This is a genomic window from Paenibacillus sp. sgz302191, assembly GCF_057749925.1.
The window spans coordinates 1-559 of sequence record NZ_JBYLHY010000105.1 but is presented as its reverse complement, the minus strand read 5'-3'; the positions used below and the strand labels follow the sequence as shown (position 1 = coordinate 559).

Below are 559 nucleotides of genomic sequence, written 5' to 3'. Positions count from 1 at the left end.
CAGAGGACCAGTACCGCACTAAATACGCGACTGAGTTCCCCGAAAGGAAGGTTGTACAGAGCGTCAAGCGCGGCGACGTGCAGACAAATTTCGCTTCGGTGCAGCCGTCCGTGAAGAGTGGCCCGGGAGCATCTTTCGTCCAGGATTACGCTTCACAACTAAATGCATTTCGGAAATTGAGGTGGTAGGCATGTTTGGTGATGTGGAGGCAGAGCGCAGCGCCCTTGAGCTGACTTATGAAGGGCTCTGTACGATATTTGAATTTCTGCCCGCGAAAGACCCGGTCACAAAGGCGAGCGGGCAGAAGAAGGTCCCTGTTATCAAGAATCAGCCTTGTGCCCTTTCCCAAACATCGCTCCCGGCAGCACGCAAGACGGATGCAGCAAACGAGATCGATTACGACGCTAAACTTTTCATCGCGCCGGAAATAGTGATCAAGGCAGGGAGTCACATCTACGTGCTGCAGAATGGAATGACGTTCGAAGGCAAACAAGCCGGCGAGCCCTTCCGGTACCCGACGCACCAGGAGATTATGTTGAAAAGGACGGGCCGGGCGTGA

Annotated in this window: 1 protein-coding gene; it reads left to right on the top strand. The window is 54.4% G+C overall.

Annotated elements, in window-relative coordinates; all coding sequences use genetic code 11:
- The first annotated feature begins 190 nt into the window (after positions 1–190).
- Positions 191–559 (top strand): ABC transporter ATP-binding protein, encoded by a 369-nt coding sequence (locus tag AC3G2T_RS38805; RefSeq protein WP_488438830.1) that lies wholly within the window; start codon positions 191–193, stop codon positions 557–559.

What these genes read in the sequence shown, in the direction of transcription:
- AC3G2T_RS38805 (WP_488438830.1), top strand. Translation starts at nt 191, where the DNA reads ATGTTTGGTGATGTGGAGGCAGAGCGCAGCGCCCTTGAGCTGACTTAT.